Below are 26,605 nucleotides of genomic sequence, written 5' to 3'. Positions count from 1 at the left end.
AAATGTATTAATCCCCTTGCATTATCTCAGTACAGTTTGTATTATTGTTTTACGTACCATCCTGAGGAGATGAACCGATGAGTAATCTTCGGAAAATCCGGGAAACCATGAAGGTTTCTCAAGCCGTTCTGGCTGAAAAGGTTGGGTGTACACAGGGAGCAATTGGGCACTACGAATCGGGTCGACGACATCCAGATTTGAAAATGTGCCGCCAGCTCGTTGATGCCCTCAACAGTTTTGGCGCAAAAGTTCAGTTGGATGATGTGTTTCCACCTGAACTGAACGCAGCTTAAGCAGTACCGCTCTTTAACACTACGGGTCAGGGATGTTTCGTCCCTACAACCAACGCATCAACCGATGCGTATTCAACTATTTAACTATGGAAATAATACGAAATGGAAAACGCAAGTTACAGCAAACCCTCTCAGCGCGATATCGACCGTGCTGAAACAGATTTACTAATCAACCTCTCTACTGTCACTCAGCGAGGACTGGCAAAGATGGTTGGATGTCATGAGTCGAAGATAAGCCGTACTGACTGGCGATTTATTGCAGCCGTTCTGTGCGCGTTTGGGATGGATTCAGACATCAGTCCGATAAGTCGTGCATTCAGGCATGCACTGGAGGGAATCACAAAAGAAAAACGTCCAGTTGTTGGTGGCAATCTGGACGCTTAAACACACTGTGTTACGCCAAGTAACAGGAGTAATTATGGCAGGACAAACCAAGCAAGTAAACACTGGCATAAAGGCCGGTGACAGGTTCGAAACCGTATATCCATTTATCTTCGTGTGTACAGATTATCAGTCTTACGACGGTAACGTGCATACCGATGAGCGTTGGATTGGCGGTTGCCACAAGAATTATGAACCAGCCGACTGTGGGTATGGAGATCAATGTTTTTACACTGCTGATGCTGAAGGAAAGAGAATTCTTGAGGTTCTGGCAGTAGTGGAAATGCCAGGGAACTGGCAGAGAAGAATTATTTACGCCTGTCATCTCATTGAGCCAGAAGGCAAGGAGAGGAAAGGCAGGAAGGCTTACACAGTAACTGAATCCAGATTCTTAAAGATGGCTTCTGGTTATTTTGCAGATTACGAACTGGAGGATGATTAATGGCTCGTTCACGAAACATTAAACCAGGCTTCTTCACTAACGATGAACTGGCAGAATGCTCACCTCACGCCCGGCTCTTGTTTGCCGGGCTATGGACTATCGCCGATAAGGAAGGTCGTTTAGACGACCGGCCAAAGAAGGTGAAAGCCCTTGTACTTCCTTTCGATAACGTCGACTGCGATGAGCTTCTTCAACAGCTACACGATCGCAAATTCATCCAGCGCTATCAGGTTCAGGATGGCGCATACATCCAGATTACCAACTGGAAAAAGCACCAGAATCCTCACTGCAAGGAAGCACCTAGTGAGATACCAGAATACTGCGAAGCAGATCCTAAACAGGAAGAAGAACCAGTAAAGGTCGATGAAAGCACCATGCAAGCACAGTGCAATGATGGTGCAAATGAATCGCAAGCTACTGATAAACAAGAAGCACCAGAAAAGCACTGTGCAAGTACAGTGCAAGAACCAGTAGAGAACAATTTAAATCCTGCTGATTCCCTTAACCTGATTCCTGATTCCCTTAACCTGATTCCCTCTAATAACACCCAAGCCGCTGAAGCGACTTGCGAAGGTGAAGATAACGTTCACTTGATGGCTAGTCGTTATGCCTTCGAAGGAAATGTTGTACGACTGAATCACAAAGACTTCGACTCCTGGAAAGCCATTTTCCCAAACATCGACTTGGTGGCTGAGTTAACGCGGTTGGATCTGGAGTTTACCCACGAAAAGCCGAAGAACTGGTTCAGCACTGCCAGTGCCAAGTTGAACTACCAAAACAAAAACGCGTACAGGAATCCGGTGAAACGAGCTGTTAACGAGAGTTTTGCCGCCAAAGATTACGGACAAACCGAGATTCCTTCTTGGGCTCAGGAGTGATTATGACACTGGACGAAAAAATCTCATCCCTGGAGAAGAGACTGTCAGAGCTAAGCAAGCCGCCAATTGAAATCGAGCACACCGCCGTAGAGTTCTGTACTGGCAACTGCGAGAAACACGGCGAGTTTGAGCAGAGAAACCGATATTCAACAGGCCCTATTAAGTTTGCTACCAGACCAAGTGAATGCCCTGAATGCTTGCGTGACGAGCTTATTGAGCTACAGGCAGAGAAGATTAAAAGCGACGAGGCATCCCGCAAAAGGACCGTCGAATTTCTGTTAAATAATCTCGATATCCCTGAGCGATTTAAGGGATGTTCCCTGCAAAACTACGTGCCAGTTAACGACGATGCTAAACGAGTACTGAAGGTATGTCAGGCATACGCCAGCAAATGGCCTGAGCGATTACAGAGAGGCGGCGGTCTGGTTATGTGCGGTAAACCTGGAACGGGGAAGAACCATCTTGCCCTGGCAATTGCGCGGCACGCGATTACAGAGCACCAAAGTTCTGCATCTTTCACCACAGCGCTGAAAATCGCGCGTGAATATAAATCAACATGGTCGAAAAACTCCACCCGCACAGAGGAAGAAGTTATTCGCCACTTCACTAAGCCTGACCTGCTAATTATCGATGAGGTTGGTGTGCAGTTCGGGAGTGAGGCGGAAAAGATGATTATGTTCGAAATCATCAACACCCGCTACGAGCGCATGAAGCCAACCATCCTGATAAGCAATCAGAGCAAAGATGAGCTATCGGCATTCATTGGTGAGCGCGTCATAGACCGAATGAACGACGGAGGTGGATGCACACTCGCATTCACCTGGGATAGCTACAGGAGCAAGTGATGAAAGACAAATCATCATCCATCAAATCCTTCATAAAAAGCCGACCAGTTACCATCCGCAAAGACATATTCAAAGCACTTAACATCCCTCAGCGAACTTTGACATGGCATTTAAAAAAGCTTGTCGATTCAGGTGAGGTAATAAAAATCCAGGATGGTTATTACTTCGCAGATGAGGATTCGCTTACAGCATGGCTTGAATCAAAGAAGCCAGGAGAAGAAACTCCGGGAGCAATCATGAACGCAAGAGAAAAAATACTTCACCACCTTGAAACAAACTACCCAACCTCAGCAGCAGAATTCCAGAAGCTAACCAAAGTACCAAAATCCAGAATCACTCAGTTACTCCGTGAACTCACCGCATCAGGCCAGTTAGAAAGCTATAACGCCAAAGGTGGCATTAAGCGATACCGTCTTACTGAGCTTCACCACAAACGAATTGAGTCAATTCTCGGATGGTTCGATTCGGGGCGGTCAGGCACATCGTCTGATGTTTCTGCGGATTTGGGGCTGGATATCACCACCGTATCGCAAATCCTAGCGTCGCTCAGTAAGCAGGGTGAGCTATATCGTGAATGGCTAGGACGCGAGAAGGTGTGGATGTATCAGAAGTCAGCACCGTTTACTTTTGGCTGCGCCAATCAACTTACTGCATTTATAAACCTGAGATTGAGAGAGGTGAGGTCGTGAAATTAAATGTCGACGAATTAGAAGGAGTGAGGTTAGACGTTGCAGTGGCCATTGCTATTGGCGGAAAGATAACGCGACCGCAAGATGCACAAATATATCTAAATGACATGCACCAACTGTGTGGGGAAGAAAATAAGCGCTATAGCAGATATGTGTTTTCACCATCTACAGATTGGGGGCAGTGCGGTGAATTGATGGAGAGCATGTCGATAAGCTGCTATCAATCTGCTGACCCAGCGACAGGGAAGATTTATCACTGGGTTGGAGTAAACGAGCTTGTTTCCCCAGGTAGACGCCGAGGTCTAATCGCTAAAAATCCAAGAATAGCTATATGCAGGGCTATTGTGTTTGCGAAGCTTGGTCAAGAAGTCGAGCTTCCAGACGATTTGAAAGAATAGCACCCCAGCACACTGAAGGAGAGGAATGATGAGTACATGCGAAAGATGCAATGGTTCAGGATTTGAAGATAGCGGCGGCGTTCAATCATGGGGTGAGCCAATACTTGTTGAATGTGAATGTAGGTTGATGGAGAGGGATATGGACGAATCAAGAAAGGCTTTCGAGCAATGGTTTCCGGAAATGGTGGAAGGTATACCACCTGGCATGGTTGAGGTCTTCGACAAGATGCTGTTCATGGCATGGCAGGCATCTCGCGCAGCTATCGAGCTAGATATGCCTGAGCCGTTTAAGTTAGCTAAATCATCAAGCGGCCTGACGTATTACTACCAGGATGAAGTTGATGCTGTCCTGAGTTGCGCTGGAATCAAAGTGAAGGAGTGAGTATGAATGCATCAGTATTTGTTGTAAGCGCCCGGGGATTTGAAGGTGAAATGGAGTCAATGGCAGCTTTCACCACATATGACAAGGCGCGGGATTATGTAGAGCGTATTGGATTCAAATCATGGGCGATTGAGGAACTAACATCTGACGAGGAATGCCATGAAACAGACGATATTTCTCAGGAGTAAGCAGCAACAGCAGTCAGCAATAAACGCCATTCTCGCATCACCCCTCGACAACGAAAGACCCATCACCATTCGAATATCTGACTACAAACGCAACCTCGACCAGAATGCGAAATTTCACGCGCTTTTGGGTGATATCGCTCGTCAGGTCACATGGTGCGGAAAGCAACTCAGGCCTGAGCAGTGGAAGGTATTGCTGATTAGCGGTCATGCGGTCGCTACAAAGCAGGAGGCCGAAGTAGTTCCCGGGTTAGAGGGTGAGTACGTCAACATCCGCGAGAGCAGCGCAGAGATGAGCGTGGGGCGCATGGCTAGCCTCATAGAGTACACGATGGCTTGGGCGACAGGTCAGAACGTCAGATTCACTGACAGGAGGTACGATTGAAGCGAACGTATTTCTACCACCCTCCAATGACCACCGACGAAGCCAACCAACTCATCACTCTCTACCACTCCCGCAACGTAAAGACCACAAAGCACCTTAGCACTGACCCACGACTGTGGATAGTAGGAGCCTTGTTGCCTGAGTACGCCAGCGAGCCAAAGGGTAGGAGTCAGTATCAAAACAGAATGTGGAGCTAAATATGGACTATTCACAGTTATCAGATTTAGAAATTAACCAGCGCGTATCAAACGCTATTCCTGGGAGATTTATCTTTTACCCCGATTACGTATGGGACTCAGAATGGGAAAAGACATTCGACCCATGCAATAAAGCAGCAGACGCATGGCCTATTATTTCTGCCAACAGAATCAGCATTGAATACGATGCTGAGGAGCGGTGCGATACTCCAGTGGAGTGGGTAACTGCTTACGGAATTGACGAGCTAAAGGTACACGTTGTGTCTCATCAGCCATGTGATAAAGCCCTGCGTTCGGCAATGATCGTTTTCCTGATGATGCAGGACGCCAACCATGCTTAGCCAATCAGAAGCCCAATCATACGAGCAGCAGAGTATACGTCGAACGTTGTGCGCAGGCTGTACGAAAGAGCTAATGCCAGAAGAAACCTATGCATGTGAAGAGTGCATCAACGAATGGATGGTATATCGCGATCCGAATGGAGATATGTCGAATGGCAATTTTTCGAAGCAATAAATGGCTTCAGGCAGTCAGGGAGATAGATTGCTGCGTTCTATGTGGACGCTATGGGGTTCAGGCAGCGCACCGTAACGAAGGGAAGGGAATGGGCCTGAAGGTTGATGACTGTTTAACGGCAGCGCTATGCGAACAATGCCATACGCGCATAGATAACGGAAAGGATATGACAAGGGAAGAACGCAGGGCTGAAATGGATAGAGCCATTGTCCTGACTCTAAAGCAATTGGCGAATGGAGGGAGGCTATCTGTCAGATGAATAGATATCTGTTGCAGCTGCCATGGCCACCTTCAGTCAACAAATACTGGCGACACTCACGAGGAATCCACTACATCAGCGATTGGGGAAAGCGATACCGAAAAGAAGTAATCGAAATAATCCAGCAACAACAGTTAGACATCAAAATCACACCTCGCATCAAAATAACCATCCACGCAGCACCTCCCGATAACCGCAAACGAGATTTGGACAATCTGCCCAAAGCAGTTTTTGACGCACTAACCAGTGCGGGCTTCTGGCTGGATGACGGTCAGATAGACGATATGCGTATTAAGCGCTGTCAGGCGATTAAAGGTGGAATGCTAGTGCTGGTAGTTACTGAGACATGCGGGAGTTTGCCAATGATTACAGAACTACTGGAGGCCGCATGAAGTGCAAGATTGAAGGTTGCGATCGGGAATGTAGATACATGGAGCAGCAGGTATGCCAAAAGCATTATTTCAGGATGATGCGATATGGGACATATGAGCTCACAAAACATGGGAAAGGAAAGGGATTCTCTACTAACGCCAAGGGATACGTGATGATTAAAGAGCCATCTCATCCACTGGCAATGAAAAATGGATTTGTGTACGAGCACAGAAAGCTTGTGTTTGCAAGGTACGGAGAGCAGTTACCACCATGCGAATTATGCGGAAAAGCTGTTACCTGGGCAAACGCGCATATTGACCATAAAGATGATCGAGTCAATAACAACGAACCGGATAATCTCAGGGTTTTGTGCAATGCCTGCAACGTGATGCGATCACGTATTCACATCCCATCCCACACAAGAAAAAGCAGCCACGCCATCACCTTCAACGGGGAAACCAAAACCCCAGCAGAATGGTCTCGAGACCCAAGAGTAAGCATCGCCGGCAATACGATTCTGTTTAGACTCAGGAAAGGTATGAGCGTAGAGCAGGCGCTATTCGGTGAAAAGCTTACCCATCGAGGGAAGAAGGCAAATGGCTACCAGCCGAAATACGGCGAGTATCAGCAGAAGCTTAAAGACCTGCTTGACAGCAGAAGCGAGGCCGCATGATTTATGACCTCAAACTTCCCCATTGGGCTACGTTGTTGAAGTGTCCCTTCTGTGGAGGTGATGCAGAGCTAACCGCAGATGGTGACGGTGTGTTCGCCGGGTGCTCAAGTAAATCATGCCTGATAAATCCCATTACCGAAACATACAGAACCAAACGCGATGCTGTTCGCGCATGGAACAGGAGGACCGAATGACACCATCTATCAAAACCATCCCTGACATCTTGGTAGAAGTCAGAGGAAATCAGTCCGAAGCAGCCAGGCAATTAGCCTGCAGCAGGAACACCATCCTCAGGTATTCGCGAGACACCAAAGCTCAATTTCACGCCATCGTTAACGGCGTCCTCATGGTTCATCAAGGTGGTCGAGGTAAAACATGTGCAGCGTAACTAGCATTCAGCAAGTCAAATGGCAGCGTCATGCAGACATGGAGAAGCTCAAGGATATTGATGCGCAGATTGCAGATGCGGAAAGGGCAATGTGTTTACTTTCAGAGCGCCGTCGTGAACTGGTTAATCGATTAGGACTTAATAAGCCAGACGGTCCGGAGGCTGCCTAGATGTTTACTCTATTTATGATCGTCTATGCGTTCATGGCAGGGATGATGGCTGAATGGTCACATACAAGACAAAAGGAACTGGGATTTAAAACGCATCTGGTGATAACCGCGCTTGGTACCGGATTAATTTGGCCGTACATGCTATGGAGAATTTCACGATGAACCTGGAAAACGCAGTCAAGTTTCACTTCGCGAAGTCTACGCAGATAAACGATACGCCGCGTGCAACCTCCTCAGAGACGCTAACAGGTACTGATGTCATGGCTGCCATGGGAATGACGCAAAGTCGAGCCGAGTTAGGTTACAGCGCGTTTTTAGGGAAGATGGAAATCAGCAGCAATGACCGTGATAAAGCTATTGAACTGCTGACCCAATATGCACTTGAGCACTGCGATAAGGTTGCCGCCTTACGCAAGCTCGAAAATGATATTAAGTCAAAGGTAATGCAAGTGCTCGCAACATTTGCATTTGCTGACTACGCAAGAAGTGCTGCAAGTACCAGAACATGCGATTGCTGCAAAGGAGAGAAGTTTATCGAAGCAGAGAGGGTAACCATGAAGTTTATTGGTCAACCGAAGTTAACAGAACGAAGAGAGTTGGTGAAAGTACTTTGCCATAAATGCAAAGGGGCTGGAGTGATTAGCAACTCCTGTCAGTGCAATGGAAAGGGCGTAGTTTTAGACAAAGAGAAAACTATTCTACAAGGTGGCGTACCTGCATATAAAACATGTGGAAGATGTCATGGTCGTGGTTATTCGCGTTTGTTACCTGACAGTGTGCGCAAGTATATCTGTGCAACAGTAATTGATGTGCCAGAAACTACATGGAGAAGGTCTTACAAGGACTTTTTTGAAAGTTTGGTTAGTGAGTGCATTAAGCAGGAGGAATATGCGAACCAGATGTTGAGGAAAGTCACTAAATAGGAAAAATTTCTATGTAATCGCATTTTTGTAGAAAAGTCGCTTTACAAAGTGGCGATATTTGTTTAATCTGAAACCAATGATGGATTACTGCATTCATTCAAAGCCCTGGGGTTTACGCCTTGGGGCTTTTTGCATTTCTGGCACGACATTTCTGAAAGCGCCCTCATCACCAAACACCAGAACACATACAGATACCCTCTAACTTTCGTGGTTACGGGGATAAGGGCGTTTTGCACAAATAGAAAACCCCGCATCGGCGGGGCTTCGTGAAAATGGGCGACCGTAAGTTGGTGGAACAACCTACAGTCATCTTGCTCATGACGCTAATCACGAACAAAGACCGAGGCCCATATCGTCTGATCAGACGGATGAAACTTAGATCGGATTTGTTCATTACACAAGAACCACATTAATAAATGTGAACAAGTCCCTCACTTTGAGGGTCGCATCTTAGCGGCCTGGCTAGTCTCTTCCCGCGCCGTTTAACGGCCAGGCGCATTTTAAGCAGCCACCTGAGTGGTGGAGACTACGCAATGGCAAACGGAATCGAATTCATTCCGGCTCTGCTTCTCGCGGTCATCATGAATCTGGTTGGCTCGCTGGCAAAATATGCTTACAGCTCTCCCGATCAAAGGGTTCCTCTCCTTAATCATGTGCTCGTGTCGCTCTTTGCCGGAATGATGATGTTTTTATTTTCAATGACGAACGGGTGGTCGTTATACGTTATGGGTATTGGTTGCGGTGCTGCCGGCTGGCAGGGCGCATCAATTATAAGGCGTATCCATCCACCTGGATTCGGACCAGATGGTGACAATGATGACAAATAACGTTGAGCTGAAGGTTGGGCGTTATGTTATCGGGATTATGCCTGTGCTTTTTTTCCTCATAACTGCATTCGCCTGTTACAACATCCAGGCGGTTATTGACAATGGTCAGAAGACAATCGCCCAGATGCAAAAAGAAAACAGCAGCCTCTCAAAGCGGTTGGCTGCTTCAGATTTAAAAAGACGAGATGCCGAGCAAGAGCTGGCGTCTCAGCAATCAAAAGGCGGTCAGTCACCCGGCGTGGTGATCATCTCTCCTGAAGGTTCAAAAGTTCACACCTTTGATGCGCCTCAGTCCTATCCAAGCGTACAGAAAAACCTCATCTTCTGAAGGAATTAATAATGAGTAACATTGTGAAAATCCTCAATTATGAAGAGGGGTATAAAGAGCGCCCGTACATCGATACTGAAGGTTATCCAACTGTGGCTTGCGGTGTGAAGATTGGTCCAAAGGGCGCACCTCTGAGCAATTACACATTCACAGTTCCACGTGAAGTTGGCGATGTATGGCTGGAGTCATTCGTTGCATCAACAATCAAAAAGATGAACGAAAATCCACTCATTATTTCCGCGATGAAAGCATGCAATCAGGAGCGCAAAGACATCCTTGTCAGCATGGCTTATCAGATGGGTGTGCAGGGTCTAGCCGGGTTCAAGAACACACTTGCTATGGTAGCTGCCGGAAACTTCTCTGGTGCTGCATCCGGAATGCTGTCCAGCAAATGGGCAAAGCAAACGCCAAACCGTGCGAGTCGCCACGCAGAGGTAATGCGAGCCGGAACGCTTGAAGCGTATAAGGGGATTATCTGATGAAAATATTCATCGCTTTCTGCCTGGTGGCTATCGTTTTTCTGTTAATGGCGCAGAGATATACCCGTCTTGAATTCGTTGCTCATGCAAAGTTGCTATTTAAAACATGGTCGGTATGGCTTGCATCATTGGGTGCAATGCTTGGAGCGTGGATTCAAAGTTTCCCGGAGGCGGCTATTCAGGCATGGACATTTCTCCCTGAAGACATCAAGGGCTACATTCCTCACGACATCCTCGGTTATATCAGCCAGGGGATGGTGGTGCTGGCAGTGCTTGCTCAGTTTGTTCGCCAGTCAAAGCTGAAGGATAAAGCCGCTGAGCTGAGGGAAGTGAAATGAGTTCGTTAATGGCTGTCGGATGGGAATACATACTTGGTGCCATCGGGATTGTTGGCGCTATTGCTCTCACCTGGTTCACAGCGAAAAGCAAAGGCCAGACAGAGGCAAAAGCCGAGGCTGATGTTAAGAGTGCTAACGCCGAAAAAGAGTCAGCACAGAACATCACCACTAAGCAGGAAGTCACCATTAAGGCGGTGAAAGATGTCGCACAAGCAAATCAATCTCTGTCTGATAGCGCTGCTCGTGAGCGCATGCGGACTTCAAAATACCACTCCGCAGATTAAGTATGTCTATGTAGACAATGCATGCACCGCATTTCAGCCAATCATCACCCATGGTAAGGACCCTGATGTGATGGATAGCAGAACGGTAAAAGCGATAAACACCCATAACGAAACATGGGACAGGCTGTGCGCTAAATGATTTGTGTGACCCTCAAAGGAGCGTGATCCACATCTTGGCAAGCCGGAACAGACGGAAGTGACTAATCACTACTGAGAAGCAGAGAAACCGTTGCGCTAATGGCAACCAACATAATGCCCAGGAGCAAACAATGACACAACGAGTAATCTCCACTGGCGGTGTGCCTGTAAGCGTACCAAGCTCCAGTGATGTACCAGGTGCTGCAACCACCACAACAGCAGGCACTGTGAAACAATCAGCAGCACAGGCAGATTCAGTTGCTACTGATGTGGCTGGTGTGGTGACTGACTTCAATGCACTGTTAGCAAAGCTTCGTGCTGCCGGAGTTCTCGCTTCCTGATATTTAATTCTGTGAAATGCGATTAACTCCCACGAGTGGAAAGCAGGAAATTCTGATTATGATAATTGATATCGGAGAGTTTCAACTATGGCTATGGTTGGAAGATGCTCTAGAGCAACAGCACGTAGGTTATATCAGGGGATTCAGGCCCAAAATGGATGATGACTTTATTTACTTCTACCCGAAGAAAGACTCCCCTAGCATCACAGCAATTAAGAAAGCTTCTGTTGGCGGATTTACAGTGATTCCCATCGAAAAGAGTAAATAACATGGCAAAGCTCACAGACAAACAAGAGCTGTTTGCCCGTGAGTACCTGAAAGACCTCAATGCCACTCAGGCAGCTATCAGGGCGGGATACAGCGAGAAAACTGCCCGCGCCACTGGTAGTGAAAACCTGTCAAAACCTGACATCGCAGATCGCATTGCAGAGTTAAAGACTGAACGCAATGAAGAAGTAGGAGTAGACGCTGCCTATGTATTGCGCCGCCTGACTGAAATCGATCAGATGGACGTGCTTGACATCCTGCTTGCCAATGGCGAACTGAAGCCGATTAAAGACTGGCCTAAGGTGTGGCGTACAACGCTATCAGGAATGGATGTCGTAGAGATGGCATCAGCAGATAGTGCTGCTCTCCTTAAGAAAATCAAATGGCCTGACAAGGTTAAAAACCTTGAGCTACTTGGCAAGCATGTAAACGTCCAGGCATTCAGAGAACAAACTGCAACAGAGATTACCGGTGCTAACGGTGGTCCGGTTCGTTATGCGGATATGTCAGAAGAATTACTTGAAGAGAAACTGAAGGAGCTGGGAAATGGCAGACGCTCCAATCAGCTTGAATCGAAACGCTCAGATTTATGAGTTGCACAAAGAACTGGCGATTCGCTCAGCACGTAAAAAACTTCTCGACTTCACTCTGTACACCAATCCGCAATACGAAACTGGATGGTTTAACGAGCTACTTTGCGCAGAGTTAGATCACTTTCTGGATGAAGTTAAAGCCGGGAACATGCCCCGTCTGATGGTGTTTGCTCCACCGCGTTCTGGAAAGAGCGAGCTGTGTTCGCGTCGCTTCCCTGCATACGTGTTAGGCCTGCATCCATCATGGAATATCATCTCGTGCTCCTATTCTTCTGACCTGTCAGACCGAATGAGCCGGGACGTTAAGCGCATCATCACATCTGATAAGTATGCTGACGTTTTTCCTGATGTGAAAATACCTTCAGGTCGCAGCCTGGCGGGTGGCATCAACAAAACCGAACTGTGGGAGCCAGTGGACGCTAAAGGCGAGCTACACGGCGGCTCATATCGTTCTGCGGGCGTTAACGGCGGTATCACCGGTCAGGGTATGAATATCGGGGTAATTGATGATCCCGCGAAAGATTACAAAACCGCATCGTCTCCAACCTATCAGGAAGCGGTGATGGACTGGTACGACACGACATTCTTCACGCGTGTAGATCCAAAGATAAACGGCATCGTCATCATTCTGACTCGCTGGCATCAAAACGACCTGGCAGGCCAATTACTCAAACTAGCAGAAGAGGGCGGTGAAAACTGGCGTGTGGTTAGCTTCCCAATGGAGGCTGAGAAGGAAGAGATTCACGAGCTAAACGGCAACGTGTATCACCTTCGCAATCCCGGTGAAATCCTGTTTCCAGAGCGTATGCCGCAAGAGTTCGTCGAGAAATGCAAGCAACGCGGATCCCTGGTATGGAACGCACTATACCAACAGCGACCAACCGCTAAAGGCGGAGGCCTGATTAAGTCTGAATGGTTCGGTGAATACTCCGTGCTTCCTCCTATGCAGTGGCGAGCCGTCTATGGCGACACGGCGCAGAAAACTAAAGAGGTTAATGACTTCTCCGTATTCGAGCACTGGGGACTAGGCACTGACGGATATATCTACCTGATAGACATGATTCGCGGTAAGTGGGAAGCAGATGAACTACAGCGCCGCGCCGTCGCATTCTGGGAAAAGTGCAAGACCCTAAAGAATGGACCGCTTCGCCACATGGCGATAGAGGATAAGTCATCCGGCACCGGCCTGATACAGAACATCCGTAAAAAGGCGATATGCCCAATAAAGGCCATACAGCGCGATAAAGATAAATACACTCGCCTGATGGACGTGCAGGGATATATCGAGTCCGGGTATATCAAGCTGCCCAGCAACGCACCATTCATTAACGACTTCCTCGTCGAGATGGAAGCCATCAACCCTGATTTCAATACGCACGACGACCAGTTAGATCCGATGATGGATGCCATTGATGAAATGAAAAATGGCAACGGTCCGTTACGCATATCAGAAGAACTTTTGAGGCTAGCATAGTGTTTGAACGCTGGAAAAAGAAAAAAGCTGAGCCTCCAAAGAAAGAGGCAAAGCAGCCCATGTCGTTGGCTAATGCGCTGGCGATGATGAACGAGCAGGAACGCATCAAATCTGAAGGTGAAGTGCTTCGCAAGATTGAGCGATACACGCCGCCGCCGGGAGTTATCCCTGAGCATATTGGCGATGCTGCGCTGGCGATGGACTCCACACCTTACAGTTACCTGAATTCAGCCAATATCACCGCATATGGCTACGGTGGCTTCCCCGGTTATCCATACCTGTCACAGCTCGCTCAGTTGCCCGAGTATCGCAAGATTACCGGCACGATAGCGGAGGAGATGACACGCAAGTGGATTGAGCTGAAGCACATCGGCAAAGATGACGGTGATGATAAGGCCGATAAGATTCGTCAGTTGGATGACGCGTTAAGACGGTTTCAGGTGCGAGAAAAGTTCCGTGAAGCAGCAGAGCATGACGGTTATTTCGGGCGAGGCCAGATTTACATCGATGTGAAGACGCCAAGCGGTAACTCTGCCTGGCTGGTTCCTGACGAACTGGACAAGAAGCTCTACATCAGCCCACGCAAGATAACCAAAGGAAGTCTGAATGGTTTCCGCGTTATCGAGGCAATGTGGACATACCCGGGTGTGTATAACGCTGACAACCCACTCAGCCCTGACTTCTTCAGCCCGGCTGAATGGTACGTCATGGGGCGCACAGTTCACGCCAGCCGTATACTGACGATGATTTCCCGACAAGTGCCGGACATTCTCAAGGCGGCTTACAACTTCGGCGGCCTGTCTCTTAGCCAGATGGCAGAACCATATGTGCAGAATTGGCTGAGAACACGTGACAGCGTGAGCGACCTGGTTCACTCGTTTGTGGTGTACGGCCTGAAGACGAACATGCAAAACGTCTTGTCCGGTGTTGCAGACCCCAACCTGTTTATGCGTGCTGAGTTCTTCAATAAGGTCCGCGATAACCGTGGAATGTTCATGGTTGATAAGGAATCTGAAGAATTCTTCCAGTTCGTGACAAGCCTGTCCGGTGTCGATGCTCTTCAGGCGCAAGCACAAGAGCAGATGGCCTCGGTATCAAGTATTCCACTGGTTAAGTTGCTTGGCATCACACCAAACGGCCTAAACGCATCATCTGATGGTGAGATTCGCGTCTTCTACGACTCAATTCACGCCATGCAGGAGAATCTATTCAGAAGCCCACTGAAAACCGTGCTGGATGTCATCCAGTTAAACGAATTCGGCGAGATTGACCCTGATATAGATTTCGAGTTCCTGCCGCTGTACGAGCTTACAGAATCCGAGAAAGCCGAGGTCATGAAACATCAATCTGAGGCTGACAAGAACTATGCCGAAGCCGGAGTATTCGACCTCGACGCAATCAGAAGCATGCGCCAGTCCGACAAGGCCAGCCCATACCACATAATGGAATCTGAAGATGACGAAGAAGAGTACGAAGCCGAGTCCTTCGAAGAAGGATTTGCAGAGCCAGAAAACCCTTCGTCCGGTCAGAGCTAACGCAGGAGTTCACGAATGGTATCGGGCTGAGCTTATCAAACTGGTACGGGAGATGAACAAGTCTTACCGTTACTGGCTTGAGGCAGGCTACAAAGACAGCATGGCGATGGATGCCAGCCCGGCGAATGAGTTAAAGCGCAGGCTGGCTAAACTCGGCAAGCAGTGGGAAAGCAAGTTCAATGAGCTTGCGAAGAAACTGGCAGATCGCTTCGTCGATAAGACCCTGCGAAATACTGATGTCTCTCTTCACTCTGCGCTAAAGGCTGGCGGCTTTACTGTTAAGTTCACGATGAATGATGAGCTTAAAAACGCGATGCAGGCCGTCATCAACGAGAACGTCAACCTGATTAAGTCGATACCTGAGCAATATCACACGCAGGTAGAGACTATGGTTATGCAGTCAGTAAGCCGTGGTCGTGACCTTGGTTATCTCACTGATGAACTGGTGAAACGCTACGGCATCACACGCAGACGCGCAGAGACCATCGCTCGCGACCAGAACAACAAGGCGACGGCGGTCATTCAGTCTGAGCGACAGAAGAAACTCGGCATCACCAAAGGAATATGGCGACACTCTCACGCCGGGAAGCAGCCAAGGCCATCCCACGTGAAAGCAGACGGAAAAGAGTTCGATCTCGATAAAGGCCTGTATCTCGATGGTGAATGGGTGTTACCAGGTGAAGCTATCAACTGCAGGTGCACATGGTCACCAATCATCCCGGGACTGGAGCGAAAATGATTGAGGTGTTCAAGGCATTAGGCCTGACATTGATATTTGGCAGCGTGGTTATAGCGCTTCTTACAATAACCGCATTGAAGAAAAACAACGGTCGCTGAGGCGACTTTTTAATTGCCTGAAGAAAGGTAAATCCATGCCCGTACGCAAAGTTGACGGCGGCTGGCAATGGGGAAATCACGGTAAGGTTTATCCAACCAAAGAAGAGGCAGAAGAGCAGGAGCAGGCGGCTTACGCCAATGGCTACACTGGCGACTCCGCTTTGGCATTCGACAGGGCAACGGTGCGCTCCTTTGACAAGGACGGTCGCCTGCACATCGAAGTGACGCCAATCAGCAAGGCTAACATCTGCCCCTACTATGGCCGCGAAATCCCCAATTCCAGATCGCTAGGCCTACAGCCTGACAAAGTTTACTACCTGCTTCGCGACCCGAAAGAGTTAGCCAAAGCAGCATCGACATTCAACAACATCCCGCTCCTTAACGAACACATCCCGGTTACTGCCGCAGAACCTCAGAAGATGGCTGTGGTTGGCTCTACTGGTACTGATGCCGAGTTTGACGGGACTTACCTCAAAAACTCTCTTGTTGTCTGGGATGCAGATTCCATTGCTGGAATCGAGACGGACGAGAAGAAAGAGCTTTCGTCGGCCTACAGATATGTAGCTGACATGACCCCCGGCGTGCATGAAGGCCAGCCATATGATGGCGTAATGCGCGATATCGTCGGGAACCACGTTGCTCTCGTAATAGAGGGCAGAGCCGGATCCGACGTCGTTGTCGGGGATTCAATACCTACAGGAATGAAATCAATGTCAGAACTTACCAAAAAGTTGATGGCAATTATCACGCCCATGCTGGCAAGTGATGAGAAGCCAGAAGACGTGGAAAAGAAAGTACAAAAGGTTGTCGAGGACGAAGCCACACAGGCAGAGAAAGACAACGAATCAGAGGCTGAACGTCTGAAACGCGAAGAGAAAGAACTCAAAGAGCGTGAAGAACGTGAACGTAAAGACCGTGATCGCGACCGCAAAGAAGCGGAAGACGAGAATGATGACGGCAAAGAGAAAAAGAAAGCCGAAGATGAAGATGACGAAGAGGACAAAGCAGCTATGGATGCCGCATTAATCCGCAAAGCTGAAGAAAACGTGATGGGCCGCATCCGTCAGGCCAATGAAGCGCGTGAATGTGTTCGCTCTCTGGTAGGCGACGTGAGTCTGGTAGCAATGGATTCAGCAGAGTCTATTTATCGATTCGCTCTTGATTCCATCGGCGCAGACCATAAAGGCGTCCATCCTTCAGCACTGAAATCGATGGTTGAGTTTGCCATCAACCAGAAATCAGAGGTTCGCAAGCCAACCAATGGCATCGGCATGGACTCGGCGGCAACCACTTCCTTCGCCAAAGCATTCCCTGGCGCAACCAAAATGAAACGGAGCTAAGCAATGAGCGGCTTTCAAAGTGTAATCAATCAGCAGCAGGCACCAGGTGTTGAGGGTGACTTCGCTTCTGCAAACCCTAAGGCAAGCTTGCTTGCGGGTGAAGGTGCTCTGGTAGCTGGCACCAATGGGGTGATCGTCGGTCGCTTCGGTTGGGTAACCAACGGCGTTGTCAGCAACACCGGTACTGGCGTCCCTGATGGCTTCGTACATCGTGAAGGTCAGGCTTCTATCACTGACTGGCTGGCAGAAGCATCAATGACTATCCAGCCTGGATTCCAGATGACCCTGATGACAGCTGGTGACTTCTGGGTGAAAACTGCCGGAGTGGCAACTGCCAAGCAGAAAATCTTCGCCAAACTGTCGGATGGTTCCATTACCACTGGCGCAGCCGGTGCAACGATTTCCGGTTATGTAGAAACCAAATTTGTTGTTGGTAGCGCTGGCGCTGCTGGCGAACTGATTCAGATGGGCACCTGGAGCTAATCAATGAATAACGCAGAATTTTTACAACACAAAGCGATGGCTGAACGGGATTACGGTGTAATCCTTCCGGAAGCCAAAGCCTATCTGACTGACGCGGAAGCGCGTAGCTATTCCTACGCAATGGATGCCCAGCCAACGCTGGTTACTGCCAGTAACGCCGGTATTCCGTGGTATTTCACCAACTACGTCGATCCGGAACTGATTCGTATCCTGGTTACTCCGATGAAAGCGGTGGAAATCATGGGCGAAACCAAGAAAGGCGACTGGACCACTATGACCGCGCAATTCCCGGTCGTAGAATCCACTGGTCAGGTATCCAGCTATGGTGACTACAACAACAACGGTCAGGTAAGCGCGAACGTAAACTGGGTTGCTCGTGAATCCTACCTGTACCAGACCATCACTCAGTGGGGTGAGTTGGAACTGGACCGCTACGGTGAAGGTCGTATCGCATGGGCTCAGCAACTGAACACCGCTTCCGCTCTGACCCTGAATAAGTTCCAGAACAAATCCTACTTCTTCGGTGTTGCTGGACTGAAGAACTACGGGCTGTTGAATGACCCTAACCTTCCAGCGTCAATCACCCCGGGGGCTACTGGTACTGGTAGCGGCACCACATGGTCAACCAAAGATGGGCAGGCTGTGTACGACGATATTCAGGCGCTGTACACGCAACTTATCACTCAGACCAAAGGTTATGTTGAACGCGATAGCAAAATGACGCTGGCAATGTCTCCGGAGTCTGAAGCCAATCTGACTAAAACGAACATGTACAATGTGAACGTGTCAGATCAGCTGAAGAAAAACTTCCCTAACCTGCGAGTTGTTACTGCTGTTGAGTACAACACCGCATCCGGTCAGCTTGTTCAGCTTATTGCTGACGATCTGGATGGTCAGGATACTGGCTACTGTGCATTCACTGAAAAAATGCGTGCGCATCCAGTGGTTGTTGACCTGTCAGCGTACAAACAAAAGAAAACCGGTGGCACCTGGGGCGCAATCATTCGTCAGCCTCTGGCAATTGCAAGCATGTTGGGAGTTTAATACATGGCAGAAATGGTAAGTGTTGGCTGCAAATTGCCAAACGGCCTTCAGGTAACTATTGATGGCGTAACTGTAATCCTGAAAGGGGCGGCTAGTACCGCCCTTCGTCAGCTTGATGGAGCAATTCCTGAAGGTGCTTTCGGTGTCACTCAGGTTGAAAAAGACTTCATGGACAAATTCATGAAGATGTATCAGGACGCACCCTACATCCAGAACAATGCCATCTTCATCCAGAAAGACGAACGCAGCGTAAAGGCTCAGGGTAAAGAACTGGAAAAAGCCAAAACTGGCCTTGAAGGTCTTGATCCGGAAAAACCGGCTCCTGGCGTTAAAAAGGCTGACACCAAATAGCGGGAGTTGTGAATGGGCGTCGTAATATTTGACCCCGCCGCATTTAAGCTACGCTACCCTGAATTCTCATCTGTCGACGACGCACTCCTTCAGCAGTATTTCACGCAGGCAACCATCTATCTCGATAACACCGACTTTAGTCGCGTGTCGGATTTGGCTGTCCGCGCAATGCTGCTGAATATGCTGGTTGCCCATATCGCCTTTCTGTATTCAGGCGCTAATGGGCAGTCCCCATCCGGATTGGTGGGGAGAATCGACAGTGCTTCAGAGGGTTCAGTTAGCGTTCATGCGGAAATGCCAGGGGTAACAGCAAACTCAGCATGGTACATGCAAACAAAGTATGGCGCTGATTACTGGAATGCTACGGCACCATTCCGCACCTTCCAGTACATAAGCGGGCATTCACCATCCAACTATCCATACGGATATTACCGGAGGTACTGATGGATGAGGTAATGGACGCACTGGATAAGGCAGCAAGCTCGTTTGAAAACCTGCAACTAAAAGTTGGATTCCTTGAAGGTGCAACATATCCGGACGGGACACCAGTCCCTATGATTGCTGCAACGAACGAATTCGGTAACCCGGCAAACAATCAACCTCCAAGACCATTCTTCAGAAATGCGATTGCAAACCATGAATCTGAATGGCAGGAAGCGACAGCAAAACTGATTGAAAATGGTGGCGAGATAAGAGATGTCCTTTCGTTGCTTGGTGAAATCATCGTTGATGACATCAAAGAGTCGATTCGCACCCTTGATTCTCCTCCATTATCTCCTGTGACGATTGCAAGAAAGGGATTTGATAAGCCGCTGATTGACACGTCTAACATGTTAAACAGCGTTAGTTATGAGGTGGGCGAAATTGAATCTCAGACAAATAGCCAATAACGCGATCACCAGTATCAACCCCAACATCTCTGCAATTCTGAAGAAGTACGCCGGTGAAACCATCGGCCCCGGACGCAAACCAGTTCCATCTTATCTTCCTGACCAGAACGTCACTATTCAACTACAGCCAATCAGTCGTGGCGATATGCAGCACGTAGACGGCCTTAACTTGCAAGGGCTAGCGAAGGTTATTTACGTCAATGGCAACTACTTCAGCGTGCAGCGTGAAATGGAGCAGGGTGGAGATATCTTCGTGATTAATGGCGAGCAATGGCTTGTTGTTGAACCGGTAGAGCTTTGGCCTGATTGGTGCCGACTCATTGCAGTATTGCAGGTGAGCACATGAATGACTTCACCGTAGATGACGTTATAGATGTCCTGGCTGATTACATCGAGCCTATATGCGGAACGTGCCAGCAAGCGCAGGCTAACCGTGTACCTATGCCTAAAGGACAGTTCTGCATCCTGACCCCTTTGCGATTCATTCGGTTGTCCACGACGCGAGATATCAAGCAGGACACAGGCTCTCCGTCAACAAGTGCCATGGGATATACCGAAGTTCGCCAGGCTGATATTCAGGTGGATATCTATGGTCAGGGTGCAGGGGATCGGGCTATTGCACTGGAAACCACATTCGCCAGTGACTACGGCTACGACACTATCAAAGCCATAGACGAACGTCTGGCACCACTTTACTCATCTCCTGCAATTCAGGCTCCCATGATAGATGCAGAAAGCCAGTGGCAGGAACGTTACACACTAACTCTTTCCCTGCAAGCACACATAATCGTGTCGTTCCCGCAGGATTACTTCGACAAAGCAGAAATTACAACCCAACAGGTGGATGGACGCCAATGAGCACAATCCCTTTATCCGTAGATTTCAATATCACGCCCAATGTCGTTACACCTGCCGGTTCTGCGGTTGATGCTAACGGCCTGATGCTGACCGATAACGAGCTTATCCCAGTAGGTGCAGTGCAATCTTATTTTTCATCATCTGATGTCTCTGCTCTGATGGGCAGTGAATCGAAAGAATTCCTCGCCGCTCAGCAGTATTTCAACGGCTACGAAAACTCATCCGTTATTCCTGGTGAGTTGCTGATGTACCGCATCGTTACTGCTGACGTAGCCGGATATTTGCTGTCAGGCAATCTGAAAGGTGTGGCTCTGGCAACTCTGAAAGCTATTCCTGCAGGAACTATCACACTGTCTGTTGATGGTGTATCTACTACCAGTGCATCGATTGACCTTTCCACAGCAACAAGCTTCTCTGATATCGCTGACAAACTGGAAACAGGAATCGGAGCAAGCAAAGTATCCGTAGAATGGTTGCCAATTGCTAACCGATTCATCATTCGCTCAGCTACTACAGGCGCAGACAGCGAGGTTTCATTCGCGTCAGATGGCGCTCTTGCTACCGGACTGCTGTTAACCGCTGCAACCGCTGCAACGGTTTCTCCTGGCTCTGATGCAGTCACCCTGACCGATACGATGAATAACATCATCAACACCAACCAGAACTGGATTTTGTTTAACTCTCTTGTTGAGTTAACTGATGACCAGAAAGGTGAGTTGTGTGCGTGGGCGAACAGCAGCAAAAACCGCTATGGCTACGTTGTGCATGACACGACTCAGGCTGGAACAATTGCCAATAACGCTAACTGTTTCGTTCAGCAGGTAGTTGTGGCTAACGGATACGAGAACATCTTCCCGGTGTACGGCTCCTATATGTACAGCGTAACTGCTCTTGCCTATGCAGCATCAATAGACTTTGCTCGAACTAACGGGCGCATCTCGTTCAAGTTCCGTGGATTCTCAGGCTTAGCTCCTAACGTGAGCGACCTTGCTACTGCACAGGCTCTGAAATCAAATGGTTACAACTTCTACGGCTCATATAGCCTGAATAAAACAATGGCGCAATATGCGTCTGATGGCGCGATTACTGGCAAGTTTGTCTGGCTTGATAGCTTCATCGACCAGGTCTGGATTAACGCCAATCTGGTAGGGGCATTTGCTAACCTGTTCACCAATAACCAGTCATATCCGTTCAATGCAACTGGCTATGGTGCGGTATCTGCTGCTGTGATTGACGTTGCCGAGCAAGCTTTAAACTTCGGCGCAATTCAGCGCGGAGTAACTCTGGACAACGCTCAAATTCGCATTGTGAACAACACGGTAGGCAAAGATATCTCTGCGACGCTGTACTCTCAGGGGTGGTTCTTGTACATCCCGACTCAACCAGGTTCGGCGCGTATCGAGCGCGATCTGCAGGGTGTCATTTTCTATTATGTTGATGGACAGCTTATCCAGTCCATTACAATGTCCTCAACCGCTATTTTATAAGGGAATAAACCATGCCTATCGACATTACATCGGCTAACAGTAAGCTGCGAATCGTCGTACCTGCTTACTACCCTGGCGGTTTTGACGTTGACGATTACGCAGCAGACAACATGTTTGAGACTGGTGCTCTAACTAACACAGAAGATGCCATGTCAGCTGATGGTAAGTACCATGCTGGCTTCATCTTCAACCCAACTGAACAAACAATTACCTTAATGCCAACTTCAAATGCTGGGTTTTTAATTGATGATTGGTGGGTTGCCGAAAGAACGGCTATCGGTAAATTCGCATGCAATATGGTTCTTACAGTCCCTGCCTTGGGGCGCAAATGGAACTTTGTAAATGGTGTAATCCATACCTGGACTCCAAATCCACCAGGGCGCAGGGTTCTTCAGGCAAGACCAGCAGTTTTCCATTTTGAATCAGTAACTCCGAGTCCAATCTAATGGCTAGAAAAGAGATAGTGTTTATTGTTGATGCCGATGGTAGAGACAAAGGGAAGGAATTCATCATCACTGAAATGTCGGCATGGGATGCCGACTCTCTGGCTCAGGATATTTTCCGGGCAATGGGAGAGTCGAACTATACAAGCATTCCTGCTGATGTGATTGCAATGGGGTGTGCTGGGCTGGCTACGGTCGGCCTTAGTGTAATTTCCGCATCCTCTCCTGATGTAGCCCACACTCTGCGTGACCGTTTAATGTCTACAGTAGAAATCGTCATCACTCACGATGGTCAGCGTAATCGTCGCAAGGTTAATGGTGCTATCGACTTTGAAGAGGTTTCAACTATCCGCTCAGTGCTGGATAAAGTGTTTGAGGTTAATTTCGATTTTTTAACCATCGCCGAAGGGTGAAGTACCCGTTTTTAGAAGAGGAAACCCTTCCGGCAAAATTAGTTTCACCCGTCAATATCTCACCGACTATCAACGCCATTATCTGTTCAGGAAAAGCCACATACACCGAGCTTCAGGAGAAACTATCCGTGCTGGATATGTATAACCTGCTGGAGATTATTTCTGTGGAAAACTTCAATCAGCGCGTATGGCATAAACACCAGGAGCAATGATGATCGTTAACGAGTTGGCCTATAAGGTCACAATTAAGACCGACGAGTTCCTGAACGGTAAGCGCAAGCTGAAGAATGAAGTTAAGGAAATAGAAGGCGATTTTGACCGCTCCAGTCGTAACATCAGTCAGGCATTAAAATCCACGACTGGTGAGATGGGTAAATTTGGAACAGCTGCGGTATCGTCATTCAGAGGTGCTTACACGGCTGCTGCTGGCTTTCTTGGTATCGGTGCTGGTCTGTATGGTATCAAGCAGTTATTTACCTCAACAGCGAATGAGATTGTCCGGGCAAGTCAGCAAGCTAAGTTCTTCGGTTCTGACGTGAATAAGATGTTCGGAGTACGCCGTGGCTTCCAGCAGGCAGGACTGAATGGTGATGCATTCATTTCTGCTGCTGGCAGTGCAAGAATGGCTCTGGCGAATATTGCTGACCCAACTATCTTTGGTGGCCTTACTGGTGCGGCACAGAACCTGATGGTGCTGGGCGCTCGCACAGGCCTGAATATCAATAAGCTTGGCGACCCGAACAAAGCACTATCCGAGTTTACTCGTTACGGTAAAACGCATTCCCAGGAAAACCTGATGCAGGTAATGGCGGCTGCCGGATTCGACCCGACAGACGCAGCCAAAATCAAATCCGGTGAGTTGAAGTCACTGGTCGACTCAGAGACCAAGAAATCAAATATCACCGCCGCTCAGGTGAAAGAGCAGGAAGCGCTTGTTGCCACTCTTGGTCAGCTTGATTCTGAATTAGATCGGATAAAGCAAGATTTAGCCCTGGCATTTGCTCCAGAGGTAATGAGTGCAATAAAAGCATTTGGTGATTGGATACGAGGACACCATGGAGACATCATCGGATTCTTCAAGGACGCAGGAGATAAAATCAAATCCTTCACTGATGCAGTAGGAGGGGCTGAGAACGCTCTCAAGATACTAGCCGGACTCTATGTTGGAAATAAAGCGCTTAGTATGACTGGAGGAGGCGGAGGTAAAGGTGCGGGTGGAATACTCGGGCTACTGGCTGGAATCTTCTACAGCGGAGATATTGCTGACGCCACAACGCCTGACTCCGTCCTAAACATGAGGGATGAGGACAAGCCACTTATTTACCAGAAGCACTGGTTTGAGAGGCTATTCGGACTTGATTATGACGAGGCTGTGCCAGGCAGCGCTAAGAATCCATCAGGTAAAACATTAGCTGATAAAAACAATAACCCGGGTAATATTAGGGGAGATTCTGGAGTTGGTGGTTTTAAAGGATTTTCTACCGAACAGGAAGGTTGGGATGCCATGTCAAACCAACTTATGCGCTACTACAACGGACTGACAACTGGTAGAAAACTACGGACAGTTAAGGACATTGTTAGCACGTGGGCTCCATCATCAGAGAATGATACTGGTTCATATATCAAGCAGGTTGCTGGGTATATGGGAGTTGGCGCTAATGATGAATTAAACCTGGCCGACCCGAATGTGATGGCTAAATTGCGAACAGCAATGGCGAAGCATGAAGGATTCGGTAACTGGCAAAATGGACTGAAAATTGGCGGAGCTAACCAGTTTCAGAATGAATATTACCTTCAACAGCAAAAGCTTGCCAATTCACAATCAAGAAACACTACATCAAGCATCGATAACAGTAAGAGCAGTGTAACCAAAATTGATAATGTTATTGTGCAGACAAACCCTCAAACTGTAGATGCCTTGACTCAAAGTGTAAACCAGCAGGCACAACGTGCATCAACCAATGTCTCTTACGCTTCAGCTGTAAGATGATCACTAATAACCTTTAGCAGCGGACTTGCCAAATAAAACCATTTCATTCAGGTAATCATGGTCTTCCGCTGCTTTTTGTGCCTCTGTCATTATGTTTCTGTGGAACTCTCCATAGAAACTGTATTCATCGTCTGTGACATCATAATAGGTTGTTGCCCATTTGCTCTCTATATCATCACGAATGTCTTTGCCTGCGTTTTTATTAACCATTGAGAACGATAGCAGGCGAACACAATCATCAACTTGAGATGAGATGAATGACTTAACGCCTTCTGGGGCAAAACGCCTTCCATCAGAACCATATTTCTGAGCTAAGCCAACGCATGCAAATGCTGACTCTTTAACGATGTCATTAGAAGGTTGTTGGGTGGCTGCTTTAATGCAGAACGGCATCGAAAGCGAAACCGCCACTAAGCAATGAACAAGAAATGATTTATTAATTTTCATACTGATATCTCGCTGTTTATTTAGTTGAGCATATCTCTATTAAAGAGCAAAGAATAGCCCGTTATCCGGGCTTTTAACTGGCGGGTAATATGAGCATTATCGACCTGAACACAGCAGATATATTCAACGCTATCGGCGGTGGCTCTCCGCTTTCAATCATCGATAGCGTCCTGCACCCTCAGTATGTGATCCGCAATAGCAAGACCAATGCTGTGGCGCTGGAATTCAGTGGCATGGCATCAATACAGCCCAGCGGTAGGGCGCAAATAACAAACGCTCCTGTTGAGGGTGGTAAGTACCAGTCCATCAACAAAGTGAAAGAACCGTCTGTAATTCGTTGTGAGATCATCGTCACTGGCCTTACCGGATTCTCCGGCAATATCCCGAACATCTTTGACCTGACATTTACCAGCCAGAGCAGCACACTCGATACCATTAAGACGATGCTGGAAACGGCAAACACCTATGACATTGAGACGCCGAAAGAAACGCTGCAAAGCTATGACCTTATTGATCACTCTTACGAAGTGAATTCTCAGCGCGGCGTCAGCATGTTGACTATCTACCTGTACTTTCAGGAAGTGATGCAGCAGATGGAGGTTATTCTTTCCGGAGCGCAGACAGAAAATAAGCCAACAAATGACACCATAAGTCAGGGCGTAACTGGAATGGGAGAAGCAACAAAAGATGCTGGATCATCGCCATCTACGTTAGACGAATTAGGGAAATCGTGGTCATCACTGAAATCATCGGTAAGCGGAATAATAACTACGACATCAGGCGCTGTTACGGCAGGTTTTCAGAGCGCACTCGATACGGTGTCTAAGCCAGTTCTTGAAGTTGCAAATAGCGCCACGCAGAAGGCAGCAGAGCTAGCCAAAGAGATCAACGAGAATATCACATGAGAACAATACCTCTTGAACCAAAGAAATCTCAGTCGATATCCGTTGACCTTGCAGGGCAGCGTTGCACTATCAGGCTGATTCAGCGTGAAAGCTTCATGTATATGGACCTTACAGTAAACGGCAACCCAATCATGCAG

At 48.2% G+C, this 26,605-nt stretch carries 43 protein-coding genes; 42 read left to right on the top strand and 1 reads right to left on the bottom strand.

The features are described 5' to 3' along the window. The first annotated feature begins 77 nt into the window (after nt 1-77). The 41 genes from APU02_RS01330 to APU02_RS01130 all read left to right on the top strand — a co-directional run bounded on the left by APU02_RS01330 (nt 78) and on the right by APU02_RS01130 (nt 25,116). Complete coding sequence (locus APU02_RS01330; protein ID WP_060569012.1) at nt 78-293, top strand: helix-turn-helix transcriptional regulator; 216 nt, start codon at nt 78-80, stop codon at nt 291-293. Between the two features lie 102 nt (nt 294-395). After that, entirely contained in the window at nt 396-677 is a 282-nt protein-coding gene (locus APU02_RS01325; protein ID WP_060569011.1) for a CII family transcriptional regulator, read from the top strand. 34 nt (nt 678-711) lie between these two features. Then, nucleotides 712-1,116 (top strand): hypothetical protein, encoded by a 405-nt coding sequence (locus APU02_RS01320; RefSeq protein ID WP_060569010.1) that lies wholly within the window; start codon nt 712-714, stop codon nt 1,114-1,116. Next, nucleotides 1,116-1,994: a hypothetical protein gene (locus APU02_RS01315; RefSeq protein ID WP_060569009.1), complete on the top strand. Its 879-nt coding sequence runs from the start codon at nt 1,116-1,118 to the stop codon at nt 1,992-1,994. The genes APU02_RS01320 and APU02_RS01315 overlap by 1 nt, the downstream gene beginning before the upstream one ends. Nucleotides 1,995-1,996: 2 nt before the next feature. After that, nucleotides 1,997-2,839 (top strand): ATP-binding protein, encoded by an 843-nt coding sequence (locus tag APU02_RS01310; protein ID WP_060569008.1) that lies wholly within the window; start codon nt 1,997-1,999, stop codon nt 2,837-2,839. Beyond that, nucleotides 2,839-3,528, top strand: a complete 690-nt coding sequence (locus tag APU02_RS01305; protein WP_239692837.1) for a helix-turn-helix domain-containing protein — start codon at nt 2,839-2,841, stop codon at nt 3,526-3,528. Before APU02_RS01310 ends, APU02_RS01305 begins: the two co-directional genes overlap by 1 nt. Further along, nucleotides 3,525-3,926: a phage protein NinX family protein gene (locus tag APU02_RS01300; protein WP_060569007.1), complete on the top strand. Its 402-nt coding sequence runs from the start codon at nt 3,525-3,527 to the stop codon at nt 3,924-3,926. Before APU02_RS01305 ends, APU02_RS01300 begins: the two co-directional genes overlap by 4 nt. A 139-nt stretch (nt 3,927-4,065) precedes the next feature. Beyond that, nucleotides 4,066-4,308, top strand: coding sequence for a hypothetical protein (locus APU02_RS01295; RefSeq protein WP_060569006.1), 243 nt, complete (start codon nt 4,066-4,068; stop codon nt 4,306-4,308). Between the two features lie 2 nt (nt 4,309-4,310). Next, a complete protein-coding gene (locus APU02_RS01290; protein WP_060569005.1) occupies nt 4,311-4,496 on the top strand; it encodes a hypothetical protein in 186 nt (61 codons plus the stop codon). Continuing rightward, nucleotides 4,468-4,878, top strand: a complete 411-nt coding sequence (locus tag APU02_RS01285) for a recombination protein NinB (RefSeq protein ID WP_060569004.1) — start codon at nt 4,468-4,470, stop codon at nt 4,876-4,878. Before APU02_RS01290 ends, APU02_RS01285 begins: the two co-directional genes overlap by 29 nt. 199 nt (nt 4,879-5,077) lie before the next feature. After that, entirely contained in the window at nt 5,078-5,416 is a 339-nt protein-coding gene (locus APU02_RS01275; RefSeq protein ID WP_060569002.1) for a phage protein NinX family protein, read from the top strand. Next, a complete protein-coding gene (locus APU02_RS24745; protein WP_072197054.1) occupies nt 5,409-5,591 on the top strand; it encodes a protein NinF in 183 nt (60 codons plus the stop codon). Before APU02_RS01275 ends, APU02_RS24745 begins: the two co-directional genes overlap by 8 nt. Continuing rightward, nucleotides 5,554-5,850: a hypothetical protein gene (locus APU02_RS26795; protein WP_060569126.1), complete on the top strand. Its 297-nt coding sequence runs from the start codon at nt 5,554-5,556 to the stop codon at nt 5,848-5,850. Before APU02_RS24745 ends, APU02_RS26795 begins: the two co-directional genes overlap by 38 nt. Then, nucleotides 5,847-6,242 carry a crossover junction endodeoxyribonuclease RusA gene (locus tag APU02_RS01265; RefSeq protein ID WP_060569001.1) on the top strand — a complete coding sequence of 132 codons (396 nt, stop codon included), beginning with the start codon at nt 5,847-5,849 and terminating at the stop codon, nt 6,240-6,242. Before APU02_RS26795 ends, APU02_RS01265 begins: the two co-directional genes overlap by 4 nt. Before the next feature lie 38 nt (nt 6,243-6,280). Beyond that, complete coding sequence (locus tag APU02_RS01260) at nt 6,281-6,895, top strand: HNH endonuclease signature motif containing protein (RefSeq protein WP_239692836.1); 615 nt, start codon at nt 6,281-6,283, stop codon at nt 6,893-6,895. 190 nt (nt 6,896-7,085) lie between these two features. Then, on the top strand, nt 7,086-7,283 hold the full coding sequence (locus tag APU02_RS01255; protein WP_060568999.1) for a protein ninH: 198 nt from the start codon (nt 7,086-7,088) through the stop codon (nt 7,281-7,283). Further along, entirely contained in the window at nt 7,271-7,453 is a 183-nt protein-coding gene (locus tag APU02_RS01250; protein ID WP_060568998.1) for a hypothetical protein, read from the top strand. Before APU02_RS01255 ends, APU02_RS01250 begins: the two co-directional genes overlap by 13 nt. A 158-nt stretch (nt 7,454-7,611) precedes the next feature. After that, nucleotides 7,612-8,376, top strand: coding sequence for an antitermination protein (locus APU02_RS01245; RefSeq protein ID WP_060568997.1), 765 nt, complete (start codon nt 7,612-7,614; stop codon nt 8,374-8,376). Nucleotides 8,377-8,909: 533 nt separating this feature from the next. Then, nucleotides 8,910-9,203 (top strand): hypothetical protein, encoded by a 294-nt coding sequence (locus APU02_RS01240; protein ID WP_060568996.1) that lies wholly within the window; start codon nt 8,910-8,912, stop codon nt 9,201-9,203. Further along, nucleotides 9,190-9,531: a hypothetical protein gene (locus APU02_RS01235; RefSeq protein ID WP_131729025.1), complete on the top strand. Its 342-nt coding sequence runs from the start codon at nt 9,190-9,192 to the stop codon at nt 9,529-9,531. The genes APU02_RS01240 and APU02_RS01235 overlap by 14 nt, the downstream gene beginning before the upstream one ends. 11 nt (nt 9,532-9,542) lie before the next feature. Then, nucleotides 9,543-10,010, top strand: a complete 468-nt coding sequence (locus APU02_RS01230; RefSeq protein WP_060568994.1) for a glycoside hydrolase family protein — start codon at nt 9,543-9,545, stop codon at nt 10,008-10,010. Then, a complete protein-coding gene (locus APU02_RS01225) occupies nt 10,010-10,348 on the top strand; it encodes a hypothetical protein (RefSeq protein WP_060568993.1) in 339 nt (112 codons plus the stop codon). The genes APU02_RS01230 and APU02_RS01225 overlap by 1 nt, the downstream gene beginning before the upstream one ends. Next, nucleotides 10,345-10,632, top strand: coding sequence for a hypothetical protein (locus APU02_RS01220; protein ID WP_060568992.1), 288 nt, complete (start codon nt 10,345-10,347; stop codon nt 10,630-10,632). The genes APU02_RS01225 and APU02_RS01220 overlap by 4 nt, the downstream gene beginning before the upstream one ends. Before the next feature lie 269 nt (nt 10,633-10,901). Next, a complete protein-coding gene (locus tag APU02_RS24735; RefSeq protein WP_072197052.1) occupies nt 10,902-11,111 on the top strand; it encodes a head fiber protein in 210 nt (69 codons plus the stop codon). Between the two features lie 58 nt (nt 11,112-11,169). Beyond that, nucleotides 11,170-11,379 (top strand): hypothetical protein, encoded by a 210-nt coding sequence (locus APU02_RS01215; RefSeq protein WP_060568991.1) that lies wholly within the window; start codon nt 11,170-11,172, stop codon nt 11,377-11,379. Between the two features lies 1 nt (nt 11,380). Beyond that, nucleotides 11,381-11,971, top strand: a complete 591-nt coding sequence (locus APU02_RS01210) for a terminase small subunit (protein ID WP_060568990.1) — start codon at nt 11,381-11,383, stop codon at nt 11,969-11,971. Continuing rightward, a complete protein-coding gene (gene terL, locus APU02_RS01205; protein ID WP_060568989.1) occupies nt 11,925-13,445 on the top strand; it encodes a phage terminase large subunit in 1,521 nt (506 codons plus the stop codon). Before APU02_RS01210 ends, terL begins: the two co-directional genes overlap by 47 nt. Next, entirely contained in the window at nt 13,445-14,980 is a 1,536-nt protein-coding gene (locus APU02_RS01200; RefSeq protein WP_343285917.1) for a DUF1073 domain-containing protein, read from the top strand. The genes terL and APU02_RS01200 overlap by 1 nt, the downstream gene beginning before the upstream one ends. Before the next feature lie 52 nt (nt 14,981-15,032). Next, the gene (locus APU02_RS01195; RefSeq protein ID WP_060568988.1) at nt 15,033-15,719 is read left to right on the top strand and encodes a phage minor head protein; all 687 of its coding nucleotides are present in this window, start codon (nt 15,033-15,035) and stop codon (nt 15,717-15,719) included. Nucleotides 15,720-15,852: 133 nt separating this feature from the next. Then, nucleotides 15,853-17,157, top strand: coding sequence for a DUF2213 domain-containing protein (locus tag APU02_RS01190; protein ID WP_072197051.1), 1,305 nt, complete (start codon nt 15,853-15,855; stop codon nt 17,155-17,157). A gap of 3 nt (nt 17,158-17,160) precedes the next feature. Next, nucleotides 17,161-17,640, top strand: coding sequence for a hypothetical protein (locus APU02_RS01185; RefSeq protein WP_060568987.1), 480 nt, complete (start codon nt 17,161-17,163; stop codon nt 17,638-17,640). Nucleotides 17,641-17,643: 3 nt separating this feature from the next. Further along, complete coding sequence (locus APU02_RS01180; protein ID WP_060568986.1) at nt 17,644-18,684, top strand: major capsid family protein; 1,041 nt, start codon at nt 17,644-17,646, stop codon at nt 18,682-18,684. A 3-nt stretch (nt 18,685-18,687) separates the two neighbouring features. Next, on the top strand, nt 18,688-19,035 hold the full coding sequence (locus tag APU02_RS26790) for a hypothetical protein (RefSeq protein WP_072197050.1): 348 nt from the start codon (nt 18,688-18,690) through the stop codon (nt 19,033-19,035). Nucleotides 19,036-19,047: 12 nt separating this feature from the next. Continuing rightward, nucleotides 19,048-19,479, top strand: a complete 432-nt coding sequence (locus APU02_RS01170) for a DUF4054 domain-containing protein (protein ID WP_060568985.1) — start codon at nt 19,048-19,050, stop codon at nt 19,477-19,479. Next, entirely contained in the window at nt 19,479-19,925 is a 447-nt protein-coding gene (locus tag APU02_RS01165; RefSeq protein WP_060568984.1) for a hypothetical protein, read from the top strand. The genes APU02_RS01170 and APU02_RS01165 overlap by 1 nt, the downstream gene beginning before the upstream one ends. After that, entirely contained in the window at nt 19,900-20,271 is a 372-nt protein-coding gene (locus APU02_RS01160) for a hypothetical protein (protein ID WP_060568983.1), read from the top strand. The genes APU02_RS01165 and APU02_RS01160 overlap by 26 nt, the downstream gene beginning before the upstream one ends. Then, on the top strand, nt 20,268-20,783 hold the full coding sequence (locus tag APU02_RS26785) for a hypothetical protein (RefSeq protein ID WP_239692835.1): 516 nt from the start codon (nt 20,268-20,270) through the stop codon (nt 20,781-20,783). The genes APU02_RS01160 and APU02_RS26785 overlap by 4 nt, the downstream gene beginning before the upstream one ends. After that, on the top strand, nt 20,780-22,270 hold the full coding sequence (locus APU02_RS01150) for a DUF3383 domain-containing protein (protein ID WP_060568982.1): 1,491 nt from the start codon (nt 20,780-20,782) through the stop codon (nt 22,268-22,270). Before APU02_RS26785 ends, APU02_RS01150 begins: the two co-directional genes overlap by 4 nt. 11 nt (nt 22,271-22,281) lie before the next feature. Next, nucleotides 22,282-22,716 (top strand): hypothetical protein, encoded by a 435-nt coding sequence (locus APU02_RS01145; protein WP_060568981.1) that lies wholly within the window; start codon nt 22,282-22,284, stop codon nt 22,714-22,716. Further along, complete coding sequence (locus APU02_RS01140) at nt 22,716-23,126, top strand: hypothetical protein (protein ID WP_060568980.1); 411 nt, start codon at nt 22,716-22,718, stop codon at nt 23,124-23,126. Before APU02_RS01145 ends, APU02_RS01140 begins: the two co-directional genes overlap by 1 nt. A gap of 208 nt (nt 23,127-23,334) precedes the next feature. Continuing rightward, nucleotides 23,335-25,116 (top strand): lytic transglycosylase domain-containing protein, encoded by a 1,782-nt coding sequence (locus APU02_RS01130; RefSeq protein WP_239692834.1) that lies wholly within the window; start codon nt 23,335-23,337, stop codon nt 25,114-25,116. Between the two features lie 3 nt (nt 25,117-25,119). Here APU02_RS01130 and APU02_RS01125 read toward each other — a convergent pair whose 3' ends face one another. After that, nucleotides 25,120-25,563, bottom strand: a complete 444-nt coding sequence (locus tag APU02_RS01125) for a hypothetical protein (RefSeq protein WP_060568977.1) — start codon at nt 25,561-25,563, stop codon at nt 25,120-25,122. 89 nt (nt 25,564-25,652) lie between these two features. On the opposite strand from APU02_RS01125, the gene APU02_RS01120 reads away from it, so the two are divergent. Continuing rightward, a complete protein-coding gene (locus APU02_RS01120) occupies nt 25,653-26,468 on the top strand; it encodes a hypothetical protein (RefSeq protein ID WP_060568976.1) in 816 nt (271 codons plus the stop codon). Nucleotides 26,469-26,605: the final 137 nt, after the last annotated feature.

The organism is Citrobacter sp. 50677481, assembly GCF_001463265.1.
Taxonomy (GTDB): domain Bacteria; phylum Pseudomonadota; class Gammaproteobacteria; order Enterobacterales; family Enterobacteriaceae; genus Citrobacter_A; species Citrobacter_A sedlakii.
The sequence above is the reverse complement of the archived record's forward strand: the minus strand, read 5'-3'. Positions and strand labels throughout refer to the sequence as shown.